Origin of the sequence: Streptococcus sp. FSL R7-0248, from assembly GCF_037967965.1 — a bacterium.
GTDB lineage: Bacteria > Bacillota > Bacilli > Lactobacillales > Streptococcaceae > Streptococcus.
Window position 1 is genome coordinate 303,737 of the sequence record NZ_CP150201.1, and the last position, 12,550, is coordinate 316,286.

A 12,550-nucleotide genomic window follows, 5' to 3' on the forward strand; every position below is an offset into this window, starting at 1 on the left:
GATTATGGTTGATTCTAGACAAGAACATATAAAATTAGGGACCTATCCTCCCGAACAAGTTTACCAAGTCTTGCAGACAAGCCCTCAGGGTTTGAGCTCACAAGAGGTTAAGGAGAGGCAGGCGACGTATGGCCCTAACCAATTGAAGGAAAGTAAGAAGGAGCCTATTTGGCTGACCTTTTTCAGACATTTTACTAGTCTTATGGCACTCTTATTGTGGGGTGGTGGCTTTATCGCCATGCTTTCTCATAGTTTAGAGTTGGGGATTGCAATTTGGTTGGTCAACATTATTAATGGTCTCTTTAGCTTTATTCAAGAATATAGGGCGAGTCAGGCTACGGCAGCTCTTAATAAGCTTCTTCCATCCTATGCGCGAGTTCTTCGTGATGGTAAGGAGGATAAGATTCTAGCTCAGGACTTGGTGCCAGGTGACTTGGTTTTCATTGAAGAAGGAGACCGTATTTCTGCAGATGGACGCTTGGTCGCTGTGACAGATTTGCAGGTTAACCAGTCTGCCCTCACTGGTGAGTCTAATCCTATTTATAAGTCAGATCAAGCAGATTTGACTCCCGACAAGACTGAGTTAGAGTATGACAATATGGTATTTGCAGGGACTACTGTCTCTTCTGGTTCTGGACATTTTATAGTATCTGCTATCGGGATGAAAACTGAGTTTGGACAGATTGCGGATTTGACACAGAATCTTGCTCAGGAAAAGAGTCCCCTTCAGAAAGAATTAGACCATTTGACTAAACAGATTTCAGTTATTGCGGTGTCTGTAGGTCTCTTCTTTATGGTGGCAGCGACTCTATTTGTCCATCAGCCTTTGTCTCAAGCCTTTATTTTTGCATTGGGGATGATTGTGGCCTTTATTCCTGAAGGACTTCTTCCCACAGTTACTCTATCTTTAGCCATGGCCGTTCAGCGCATGGCTAAGGACCATGCTTTGGTTAAGAAACTGTCTTCGGTTGAGACGTTGGGAGCAACTTCTGTTATTTGTTCGGATAAAACAGGGACTTTGACGCAAAATGCCATGACGGTTAACCATCTGTGGACTTTGTCAGACAGTTATGAGGTAACTGGGCTAGGTTATGCATCAGAAGGACAGATTGAGCAGGAAGGACGACCTATTTCTCTTGAAGACAATGAGCTTCTTAATCGTTTGGTACGATTCTCTCATTTGGCTAGTAATGCTCAAGTTGTGGCCCCTAGTGCTGATAATCCCAATTTTACAATTTTAGGTGATCCAACTGAGGCTTGTCTTAATGTTCTCGCCGAAAAAGCAGGAATTAATTTAAATGACAATCATACTTGGGCCCCTCGCCTCAAGGAAATCCCCTTTGATTCTGATCGTAAACGGATGACAACAGTGCATAAGCTTGAGTTAGGATTAGATGGCAGTCAGCATATTTCTATCACCAAAGGTGCTCCGAAAGAAGTGATGGAGCTTTGCTCAGACTATTATGATAATCAAGGAATGATTAAATCATTGACAGCTACTGAGCGTCAGGCTATCCTTGCGGCCAACGACCAGTTTGCCCGAGACGGTTTACGTGTTTTAGCTGTGGCCTATAGACCTTTAGACAGTGAGCATATTGGAGAAGACAAATGGGACATGCAGACCTTGGAGGACAATATGGTCTTTCTAGGCTTGGTTGCCATGAGTGATCCGCCACGTCAGGGTGTGCGTGAAGCCATTGAAAAATGCCATAGAGCTAGTATTCGTATTATCATGGTGACAGGTGATTATGGTTTGACAGCTCTTAGCATTGCTAAGAAAATCGGAATTGTACAAGGAGACGATGCGCGTGTTGTTTCAGGCCTTGAACTAGCTGGTATGGATGACAATCAGCTTAAAGAAGCTCTTAAAGGCGAAATCGTTTTTGCTCGTGTGGCTCCTGAACAAAAATACCGTGTGGTCAATGCCCTTCAAGAGCTTGGTGAAGTTGTCGCTGTTACTGGTGATGGTGTTAATGACGCCCCTGCCCTTAAAAAAGCTGATATCGGTGTAGCTATGGGGGTATCAGGAACTGATGTTGCCAAGGAATCTGCAGATATGATCTTAACAGATGATCATTTTGCTTCTATTGTTCATGCTGTCGAAGAAGGTCGTGCAGTTTATAGAAATATTCAAAAATTCCTGACTTATATTTTTAATTCCAACACGCCAGAAGCCGTACCCTCTGCTTTCTTCTTGTTCTCTTTGGGACGCATACCTCTTCCCTTAACGGTTATGCAAATCCTAGCTATTGACTTGGGGACAGATATGGTACCTGCTTTGGGATTGGGGGTTGAACCACCTGAAGAGGGCGTTATGGATAGACCGCCAAGACGTCTTTCAGATCGCTTGCTCAATCGACAATTATTGATTAAAGCTTTTGTCTGGTATGGACTGATTGAAGCAGCCTTAGCTATGGGGGCTTTCTTCCTTAATTATTGGGTTAATCAAGGTAATTTAAACCATTTGGCCAGCTCAGGTCCTCTTTATCGAGAGGCAACCACTATGACCTTAGGTGCTATTATCTTTACCCAAATTGGTATGGCTATGAATAGTCGTAAAGGTAGAGGGTCTATATTCCAAGTTAATCCATTTGCTAATCGTATTATTAGCTTAGGGATTGTTTTAGAAATTGTCCTCTTTATCCTCCTGTCTTACGTGCCTTTCTTCCACACGTTATTTAACACTGCACCTATTGGACTTGATGATTGGCTCTATTTACTTGCTTGTCCGTTTGTTATTATGGCTTTGGAAGAAATTAGATATCGCTTATTTGATAAAAAGTAAGTCAGTGGCATACCTTAGATTGAAGCAAGACTTTTAAATCATTTCTTAGCGCCTGAAACGATAATGTTTCAGGCACTTTTTGATGCTTGAAAACCTACTTTCGAAAATCTCAAAAATTGGGCTTATTTTAAATTAGAGTCAGTATCTATCTGTCTTTTTAGGTTATAGAAATAAACTATAACTAACTATCAAGAATCCGTATGATGAACTTACCATTATTTTCAGAAAATAGTGATAAAATAGAGGTCATAGATATGGAGCATATCCACTTTACCATGTAGAAAGGGCACATTATGACACAAGAATATCAATTAGAAACCGTTTTGGCACACGCAGGAATCAATTCGGATGAAGCAACAGGAGCCTTGGCTTCACCAATTCATTTTTCAACAACTTACCAACATCCAGAATTTGGCCATTCTACTGGTTTTGACTATACACGAACTAAAAATCCAACACGCGCAACAGTGGAAAAAACACTTGCAGCTATTGAAAAAGCAGATTATGCTATTGCGACAAGTTCAGGGATGAGCGCCATTGTTTTGGCCTTTGAAATTTTCCCAGTAGGCAGTAAGGTTGTAGCTGCACGTGACCTTTACGGAGGTTCTTTCCGTTGGTTTAATGACAAGGAAAAAGAAGGGCGTTTCTTTTTTGAATACACTAATACAGAAGACGAGATGATTGCGGCTATTACAGAAGATACCGATATTGTCTACATCGAAACACCGACAAACCCACTTATGATTGAGTTTGATATTGAAAAAGTGGCCAAAATTGCTCATGACAAGGGTGCGGTGGTGATTGTTGATAATACTTTCTATAGCCCAATCTATCAAACCCCGATTACTCAAGGTGCTGACATCGTTGTACATTCAGCTACTAAATATCTATCAGGGCATAATGATGTTTTGGCTGGTGTTGTTGTGACCAGCAACCAAGAATTCTACGATAAACTTTATTATAACCTCAATACTACTGGTCCTACCTTGTCACCATTTGATAGCTATATGCTCATGCGTGGTCTTAAAACCTTAAAACTTCGAATGGAGGCATCGACAGCCAATGCTCAAGAAGTTGTAGCTTTCTTAGAAAAGTCACCAGCTGTTAAGGAAGTCCTCTATCCAGGCAAGGGTGGTATGATTTCCTTCAAAGTGGCTAATCAAGACAAGATTCCTACCATTATCAATTCTCTAAAGGTCTTTACCTTTGCGGAGAGTCTAGGTGGTGTCGAAAGCTTGATTACCTACCCAACGACACAAACCCACGCAGATATTCCAGGTGATGTGCGTGCTTCCTATGGTTTGACAGACGACTTGCTTCGTCTTTCAATTGGTATTGAAGCAGCACAAGATTTGATTGCTGACTTGGAAAATGCCCTTAGTCTTTAAGGAGTTATCTATGACACGTTATGATTTTACAACACAACCAAATCGCTTGGATCAAAATACCATGAAATGGCACGAAGCCGAAAGTAATCCAGAACTACTTGAGCTTTGGGTTGCTGATATGGACTTCCTACCTGTTCCTGAGATTAGGGATGCAGTTATCAACTATGCTGAGACACATATTTTTGGTTATCCTTATCCAAGTGAAGAGCTTTATCAGTCCATCATTAATTGGGAAAAAAATCAACACGGTTACGTCGTTGATAAAGAGAGTATTGTTCTCATTGAAGGTGTTGTTCCAGCTATTTCAACGGCTATTCAAGCCTTTACCAAAGAAGGTGATGCTGTTCTCATCAACACACCAGTTTATCCACCTTTTGCTCGTTCTGTCCGCTTGAATAATCGTCGGTTGATTGAAAATAGTCTTGTTAAGGTTAATGGCCATTTCGAAATTGATTTTGAACAATTGGAACGTGATATCGTCGAGAATGATGTTAAACTTTATGTTTTCTGTAGCCCACATAACCCGGGTGGGCGTGTCTGGACTAAAGAAGAATTGACTAAGGTGGCAGATTTGTGCCAGAAACATGGTGTCCTCTTGGTATCTGATGAAATCCACCAAGACTTAGCTCTATATGGAAATAAGCACATCTCTATGAATACCATTTCAGATGCTTACAAGGACTTTACCTTGGTGCTTAGTTCGGCTACTAAAACCTTTAATATTGCTGGTACCAAAAACAGTTTTACTATCATTGAAAATGAAGACTTACGTAAAGCCTTTAAACAAAAGCAATTGGCAAATAATCAACATGAAATTCCAACCATTGGTTTGATTACAACCCAAGCAGCTCTGACCTATGGGCAACCTTGGTTAGAGGAATTGAAAACTGTCTTTGAAACTAATATTGACCTTTTAACCAAGGAACTTAGTGAAAAGACTAATATCAAGGTCATGAAACCTGAGGGAACTTACTTAGTATGGCTTGATTTTTCAGCCTATGATCAAGACCATAATGAGCTTGGACGTTTGCTTAAAGAAGAAGCCAAGGTAGTGCTAAATGACGGTATTACTTTTGGTTCTGAAGGAGAAAAACATTTCCGCTTTAACGTAGCTACGCCAACTACAGTTGTTGCAGAAGGAGTTAAACGTCTCGTTTCTGTCTTTGGAAAATAATAAAAGTGATGCGAACAGCATCACTTTTATTATTGTTATGAGTGTACATCGTAGATTTTCAAGTTTAATAGAAGATCTTTCTGAGTGGAGAAGACCTTGACATCCTGCCTGCCAGAGGTATTAAATCTGGCTAGAGTGTAGGTTTGACCATTGGGGAAGAAAATTTCCAAGCTACGATTATCTGTAATAAGCGTTATAGTGATATTATCAGTTTCCTTATAGTGACTGTCAGCTTTATAACCTTGACCGTTACCCAAGAGACCATCGTAATAGTAAGAAGAGGCAGTTTGACTACCATCCATGCTGTTATTCAGTTCAGCAGCATAGGCAGAGACCTGATAGGTACCACTTGTTATTTGGTAGGCGATTTTAACGTAATCAGAGCCTTGCCAGATATCAATGTAGATATAGCCTCCTTCTTTCTTAATATTTGAAAAATGCAGTTGGTAATACCCCGCACTATTTTTTTCAGCAAGGTCAAGAAGGCCATTAGCATTCTGATTGTGACTTTTATCAATCCAAGGTTTTCTATTGTCACTGGTGAGTGGCCTTTGACTCGAAATGTTGCCGTTTTGATTTTTGAGGGTTAATTGTTCATTTTTATAGAGGGGAGCGGACTGAATAATACCGTCCTTATCCAGTTGTAGCTGTCTGGGTGTAGCGTAAAAACCGATAGTTTTTAGAAAATCACTCTTGGCCTCTTGGTCACTGTGAATGCCTGACGTGAAGTAGTTCCAATTACCAACCCAGCCAAGACTGATAAGGTTATGATTGCTTTCTTCGATTCGATTGCTTCCAGTGAAGTTAGCGCCATAATAGTCTGAGCCTTGATCTAAGCGTTTTGTTCCTGTATCTGCAATAAATAAGCCGTTACCATCTAAATGCCCTACAGTATAGTAGGTTCCAGTTGTTTCGCCTGAAGCTGTATCCTTAGCTCCAAAAAAGAGAACTTGCTTGTCCTGACCGTCAGTTGTTGTCATTGTTTTGAGAACGGGACACTCGATAGGAGCATTGTCCTGCCAGTTACGCCCCTTAAAAAATGTTTCAGGTAGGATTTTGGAGTCTCCCTTGCTATCTGCTTTGGTCCAGTTGATACCATCTTGAGATTGATAAACACCTAAGGCGTTACCTTCAGCGACATACATGAGTAATTTGTCTTTGAAGTGGAAGACATAAGGATCGCGGAAATCTTTACCGTTATAGGATTGTTCCTTTGTCAATAAAGGTTTACCATCTTTTAGGGAATTAGTAAAGCTAGCTCCCTTGTCATTTGATGCACTAGCATAGATTGCCTGGCTTCCATCATCCATGAGTCCAGTAAAATAGGCGACAGGTTCTTCGTTTTGGATACCAGAAATCCCCTGACTATCTGTGACTACACTACCTGTCCAAGCAGAATGCCACCCCTCTTTAGGGTCACCACCCTTTGCTGGTATAGCAGTCTCTTGTTTACTATAGGTGATAAAATCTTTAGTCGTTGTATGTGTCCAATCTTGACCGTTGGGTCCAAAAGGGTCAGTAGCCCCATCCACAGAGTGTAGAAAATAGATATCATAGTAATTTTTTTCTTGATTCCACACGATAGTCTGTAGGTCGTTAGACCATCCTTTATGAGATGCTAGATGAAAGGTTTGACTCACAGAAACCTTATTTGTTTTTTGGGAAGGATTGTTAGCGTTCTCATTTTTTATTATAAAAACAAAAAATAAAATTAAAAAAACGAGAGCTAAAATTAGAGGTGAATATTTTGATTCCATATAGTGATATTTCCTGATAAAATTACTTATTTTGTAGTTATTATTTTAACAAAAAAATAGTTTTTTACAAAAAATATCAATTTGTCATTAAAAAAAGATTGGAATTTAGATTAAAAAATGATAGAATAAAACATGTAAAAACCTAAAAGGAGAGTTTTATATGGATAGTACAGTTAATTCACAGTCAAATACAGTAGCACCAAAGCAAGCAGAGTGCAAAAAGATGCGTTATAGCATCCGTAAGGTTGCCGCAGTAGGGGCAACATCAGCACTTGTTGGTACCTTGGCATTTTTAGGTGCCACTCAGGTAAAAGCTGATCAAGTTACAGAAACAGCACCAGCTGTAGCTACTGCGACAGCAACACCAGAAACAAGCACAGCATCTCTAACGGTAGCCAGTGAAACAGCAACAAGTGTGGCAACTTCAGAAGCAGTTGAATCTTCAGTTGCACATTCAGAGGTTACAACTACACCAGTTACAGAGACACAACCAAGCAACACAACTCCATCAGTAGTCGAAGAAAAGGCGTCTAGCACAGTAGTGACATCTTCATCAGATGCAACAACACCTTCATCAACAGTTGCTGCGGTTTCTGCTCCAGCTCATACATCAGAGGCTGCAGTAGAAGCACCAACTTCAACAGCAAGCTCAGAAACAGCTGATACACATACTGAAGTAGCCCTTAAACCTACTGAAAACAGCGCTGCTAATGCAAACCTTAGCAAACTTAACGGTCGTATCAAGTCTATTGTTGAAGATAATATGACCTCAGATCAAATCGTTGCCTTGACTGAGGAAGAAATTAAAGCACTTAATAAAGTTGACTTTAGCGATGATGCTATCAAGGGTACAGGTACTAGCTTGACTTACCGTAACTTGAAAGATATCGTTGCTAGCTTCTTGAAGCAAGACAGCAAATTGGCAGTTCCTTACTTTAAAGCAGATACAATCATCAATATGCCTGCTTTCAACACTGTTGATGCCCAAACGATGAAAAAAGAAGAAATCGACGTTTGGGATTCTTGGCCAGTCCAAGATGCTGAGTCAGGTGTAGTAAGCAACTGGAACGGTTATCAGTTGGTTATCTCAATGGCCGGTGCACCAAATAAAAACTCAAACCACATTTACTTGCTCTATAGTAAATACGGAGATAATGACTTTACGCATTGGAAAAATGCGGGTCCAATCTTTGGTTATAATGCCCTTGAAGATGACCAACAATGGTCAGGTTCAGCGACGGTAAACTCTGACGGTAGTATCCAACTTTACTACACTAAGAATGATACTAGTGGCGGTAAATTGAACTGGCAACAATTGGCTAGTGCTACACTTAACCTAGCTGTTGAAAACGACGAAGTTGTTATTAAGTCAGTTGAAAATGACCACATTCTCTTTGGTGGGGATAACTATCATTATCAAAGTTATCCAAAATTCATGAGTACTTTCAACGATGACCACAACCACGATGGAAATCCAGACCGTACAGATAACTACTGTCTTCGTGACCCACACATCATTGAAGATAACGGTAGCCGCTACCTTATTTTCGAATCAAATACAGGTGACGAAAACTACCAAGGCGAAAAACAAATCTACAACTGGTCAAACTATGGAGGAGATGACGCCTTTAACCTTAAGTCATTCCTCAATATTGTCAATAATAAACACCTTTATAACCTTGCTTCATGGGCAAATGGTTCTATTGGTATCTTGAAACTTGACGACAATGAGAAAAATCCATCTGTAGCTGAACTTTACACACCACTTGTTACTAGCCACTTGGTTACTGATGAAGTAGAACGTCCAAGTGTTGTTAAGATGGGTAACAAGTATTACCTCTTCACTGCTTCACGTATCAATAAATCTACGGATGCTGAAGGTACTGTAGCAGCGCGTGAAGCTGTCGGTGATGACGTTGTCATGCTCGGATTCGTATCAGATAGCCTCCGTGGAGAATATCGTCCACTTAATGGCTCAGGTGTGGTTTTGACAGCCTCTGTACCAGCTGACTGGCGTACATCTACCTATTCTTACTATGCGGTTCCTGTTGAAGGCTCATCAGATACTCTTTTGGTAACTTCTTACATGACTAACCGTGGTGGAATTGCCGGTGCTGAGAATAAATCAACGTGGGCTCCAAGCTTCCTTATCAAGATGAATGCAGATGATACTACAGAAGTTCTTCCTAAGATGACGAATCAAGGTGACTGGATTTGGGATAAATCTAGTGAAAGCTTGGTACACGTAGGCGATCAAAACAGTGCTAAATTGCCAAACGAGGACTTTAATGTAGATTATTATGCGGTATCGGGTTATGGTCTTAAACCACATACTTATCCTACAGTTGATGGTTCAACAGGCGTTTCTGAAGCTCACGGTGTCTTGACTGTAACTGTTAAAGATGGTAAAGACAAGAAGGCAGATAAGCCAGAAACACCAGTAAGTCCAACAGAAGGTAATCATTCTGTTGATGATAAGTCTAACAAACCAGATACACCTTCTAAACCAGCAGACAATAATCAACCATCAACTAATAAAGAAGATAAACCAGCAACGCCGACGAATCCAGATTCTCCAGTTCGTAATCCGTTCCCTTATTTCACAGATCGCCCATCTAATGATAATAATTCATCAGATGATCATCATGTAGAGGTTCCTGCGAAACCTTCAACAGAGGGTTCTGTGGGTGACCGTCGTCCAGTAGCTCAAGCTACAGAGATTGCGTCACCAGTACCAGAGGCTATTGTAGCAACTGGACCAACTGTTTCAACGACTCCTGTTAAAGAAGAGTCTGTCACTGAAACAGAAGCTCCAAAACCAGCGAAGTCTGAAGAGGAAGTTCAGTCTCACGGAGTCGCTAAAGCTGATGAAGTAACTAAGTCTGATGAGTCAAGTAAAGACAACAATACTAAAGTTGCTGCCAAACTTGCTACGACTCCTAAGACACCAAGTGATTCAGAAGGTTCAAAGAGCAACATTCTTTCAATCTTGGCGACTATCTTTGCAGCAATTGCAAGTCTAGCTCTTCTTGGCTATGGTTTGGTCACAGGAAAGATTCATTTGCCTAAAAAATAATCCTTTTCAAAAACGTTTGCAGTAAAGCAAGCGTTTTTTTTGCCTTTTTGATATAATGGAGTGAATATAAAGCAAAGGAAGAAACTATTATGGGTAAATTTCAAGTTATTTCACATCCACTGATTCAACATAAACTTTCAATCCTCCGTCGTGAGGATACTTCTACTAAGGACTTCCGTGAGCTAGTTAATGAAATTGCTATGCTCATGGGTTACGAAGTGTCTCGTGACCTTCCTCTCGAAGAGGTTGAAATTCAAACACCAATTACCAAAACTGTACAAAAACAACTTTCTGGTAAGAAATTGGCGATTGTTCCAATTCTTCGTGCGGGTATTGGTATGGTCGATGGTTTCCTTAGCCTTGTACCAGCAGCTAAAGTTGGTCATATTGGTATGTATCGTGACGAGGAAACTCTTGAGCCGGTTGAGTACTTGGTTAAATTACCAGAAGACATTGATCAACGTCAGATTTTTGTAGTAGACCCTATGCTTGCGACTGGTGGTTCAGCAATCTTGGCAGTAGACTCACTTAAAAAACGTGGTGCAGCTAATATCAAGTTTGTTTGCTTAGTTGCAGCACCAGAAGGTGTCAAAAAATTGCAAGATGCTCACCCAGATATCGATATCTACACAGCATCTTTGGATGAGAAACTTAATGAAAACGGTTATATTGTTCCAGGTCTTGGAGATGCAGGTGACCGTCTCTTTGGTACAAAATAAGTTGAAAAGGGAAAATTTCCCTTTTTTTACTAGATTAATAAGTTTTAAGTGAGATTGGTTTAGGGGAGTTTAGCACTCTTTTGAAAAGAGTGCTAAGAATGATGTTTTTTATTTGACCTAATTTGACTAAAATCATATAATAGCATCAAGACAATATTAAAAGGAGGATTCATATGATTCCTGTAGTAATTGAACAAACATCACGCGGTGAGCGTTCTTATGATATTTACTCACGTTTGCTCAAGGATCGTATCATCATGTTAACAGGTCCTGTTGAAGATAATATGGCAAACTCAATTATCGCCCAACTTTTGTTCTTGGATGCTCAAGACAATACAAAAGATATCTATCTTTATGTTAATACACCAGGTGGATCCGTTTCGGCAGGTCTTGCCATTGTTGATACAATGAACTTCATCAAGTCTGATGTTCAGACTATCGTTATGGGGATGGCAGCATCTATGGGAACAATTATCGCTTCAAGCGGTACCAAAGGTAAACGTTTCATGTTGCCAAATGCAGAGTACATGATTCACCAACCAATGGGTGGTACTGGTGGCGGTACGCAACAAACAGACATGGCTATCGCAGCTGAACACTTGCTCAAGACACGTAATAATTTGGAGCAAATCTTGGCAGATAATTCTGGACAACCAATTGAAAAAGTTCATGTAGACGCTGAACGTGACAATTGGATGAGTGCTCAAGAAACGCTTGAATATGGTTTCATCGATGAAATCATGGCTAATAACCAATTAAAATAAACTGAGCTTGTCTTAAATAAAAGTCAGATGCAAATCGGTTGTATAAGGACCGTTTCATCTGGCTTTTTGTGTTATAATAGAAAGCATGTTAATAATCAATGAGGAGTTGCTTGCGATTGATCAAGCTATAGAGTGTCTTGTTTCGTATTTTCTAAAGCTACCTGAGGTAGAGAATTATCGTTTGAAACGCCAGAAATTCGAAAATGACAGAGAACTTCAAGAGCAACTCTTTGCATTTCAAGAATTAAAAGATAGCTATGATGCTGCTAAGGCGTATGAGGCTTTTAGACCAGATGTGAGAGAGTTGAAACGTCAGGTTTTGCGAATGAAGCGCCAAATTGATTTAAACGAGGTGGTTATTGGCTATCGTCAGGCAGAGTTCGATTTACAGACTATTTTAGCCAATCTTGGTGAGGAGATTGCCCAAGCTGTTTCAAATCAGATTTTTATTGATACTGGGCTACCTCTTGCCCCTCATAAACCACATCATAAAAAGGGAGACACTAACATAAAGGAGAAGATGAGTCATGATTAAGCGTCAAGGCATTATTGTTTATTTATACTACAATAGAGACTTACGTAAAATTGCCAAGTTTGGGGATGTTGTCTACCATTCTTTTAAGATGCGTTATGTGCACCTTTATGTAGATGAGGACAAGGTCGAGGATATTTTGAAAGAGCTAGATGGAATGAAAGCAGTGAAAAAAGCTCTGCCTTCTTACTATTCTGATATTGATATGGACTTTGTAGGTAGTCTGGAACGTTATGACACCTCAGTCCCTGAACCGTTTAAGAACTTTTCTCTTTAATAAGAGAAAAGTTTTTTTCTTTAATAAGAGTTATTCTTAAAGCAATGGAAACGATTACTGCCGCTAAAGCTTAGTTGT

At 40.1% G+C, this 12,550-nt stretch carries 9 protein-coding genes; 8 read left to right on the forward strand and 1 reads right to left on the reverse strand.

Annotated elements, in window-relative coordinates; translation table 11 throughout:
* The first annotated feature begins 4 nt into the window (after positions 1-4).
* From NYE32_RS01585 to NYE32_RS01595, 3 genes are all read left to right on the forward strand, one after another.
* Positions 5-2,785 carry a cation-transporting P-type ATPase gene (locus NYE32_RS01585; protein ID WP_037599040.1) on the forward strand — a complete coding sequence of 927 codons (2,781 nt, stop codon included), beginning with the start codon at positions 5-7 and terminating at the stop codon, positions 2,783-2,785.
* A 293-nt stretch (positions 2,786-3,078) separates the two neighbouring features.
* Positions 3,079-4,173, forward strand: coding sequence for a cystathionine gamma-synthase (locus tag NYE32_RS01590; protein WP_037599041.1), 1,095 nt, complete (start codon positions 3,079-3,081; stop codon positions 4,171-4,173).
* A 10-nt stretch (positions 4,174-4,183) separates the two neighbouring features.
* Positions 4,184-5,347: a MalY/PatB family protein gene (locus NYE32_RS01595; protein WP_021151464.1), complete on the forward strand. Its 1,164-nt coding sequence runs from the start codon at positions 4,184-4,186 to the stop codon at positions 5,345-5,347.
* 35 nt (positions 5,348-5,382) lie between these two features.
* On the opposite strand, the gene NYE32_RS01600 is transcribed toward NYE32_RS01595, so the two are convergent.
* The gene (locus tag NYE32_RS01600) at positions 5,383-7,104 is read right to left on the reverse strand and encodes a glycoside hydrolase family 32 protein (RefSeq protein WP_037599042.1); all 1,722 of its coding nucleotides are present in this window, start codon (positions 7,102-7,104) and stop codon (positions 5,383-5,385) included.
* Positions 7,105-7,264: 160 nt separating this feature from the next.
* Here NYE32_RS01600 and NYE32_RS01605 point away from each other — a divergent pair, with 160 nt between their 5' ends.
* The 5 genes from NYE32_RS01605 (at position 7,265) to NYE32_RS01625 (ending at position 12,472) form a co-directional block, all read left to right on the forward strand.
* Positions 7,265-10,180 carry a glycoside hydrolase family 68 protein gene (locus tag NYE32_RS01605; protein WP_037599043.1) on the forward strand — a complete coding sequence of 972 codons (2,916 nt, stop codon included), beginning with the start codon at positions 7,265-7,267 and terminating at the stop codon, positions 10,178-10,180.
* Positions 10,181-10,269: 89 nt separating this feature from the next.
* A complete protein-coding gene (gene upp / locus NYE32_RS01610; protein WP_002883819.1) occupies positions 10,270-10,899 on the forward strand; it encodes a uracil phosphoribosyltransferase in 630 nt (209 codons plus the stop codon).
* 173 nt (positions 10,900-11,072) lie between these two features.
* Positions 11,073-11,663, forward strand: a complete 591-nt coding sequence (locus NYE32_RS01615; protein WP_002883818.1) for an ATP-dependent Clp protease proteolytic subunit — start codon at positions 11,073-11,075, stop codon at positions 11,661-11,663.
* A gap of 85 nt (positions 11,664-11,748) precedes the next feature.
* Positions 11,749-12,198, forward strand: a complete 450-nt coding sequence (locus tag NYE32_RS01620; protein ID WP_110980896.1) for a YlbF family regulator — start codon at positions 11,749-11,751, stop codon at positions 12,196-12,198.
* On the forward strand, positions 12,191-12,472 hold the full coding sequence (locus tag NYE32_RS01625; RefSeq protein WP_110980895.1) for a DUF2129 domain-containing protein: 282 nt from the start codon (positions 12,191-12,193) through the stop codon (positions 12,470-12,472). Before NYE32_RS01620 ends, NYE32_RS01625 begins: the two co-directional genes overlap by 8 nt.
* The last annotated feature ends 78 nt before the right edge of the window (positions 12,473-12,550 follow it).